Below are 399 nucleotides of genomic sequence, written 5' to 3' on the forward strand. Positions count from 1 at the left end.
TGTTCAAGGGCGTGCAGAAGGAACTGATCCTGGTCTCGGCGTATTTCGTTCCGGCCAAGGACGGTCTCAACTACCTCACCGGCAAGGCCGACAGCGGCGTCCGCGTGCGCCTGCTGACCAACTCCCTGGAAGCCACCGACGTGCCCGCCGTGCATGCCGGCTACGCGCCCTATCGGATGGCGCTGCTTGAGCATGGCGTTAAGCTCTACGAGCTGCGCGCCAATCCCGACCAGCCGCTGAGCGGCGCGCCCTGGCGCCTGCACGGATCGAGCAGCGCCAGCCTGCACAGCAAGGCGATGGTCTTCGACCGGCGCAAGGTATTCATCGGTTCGTTCAACTTCGATCCGCGCTCGATCCTGTGGAACACCGAAGTCGGGGTCATCGTCGACAGTCCGCTGC

Annotated in this window: 1 protein-coding gene; it reads left to right on the forward strand. The window is 64.7% G+C overall.

The genetic code is table 11. The features are described from left to right. A partial coding sequence (locus FLP08_RS17210; protein ID WP_238388519.1) for a phospholipase D-like domain-containing protein occupies nt 1–399 on the forward strand: 399 nt, incomplete at both ends.

It is taken from the genome of Christiangramia aestuarii, assembly GCF_009735585.1.
Lineage (GTDB): Bacteria > Bacteroidota > Bacteroidia > Flavobacteriales > Flavobacteriaceae > Christiangramia > Christiangramia aestuarii.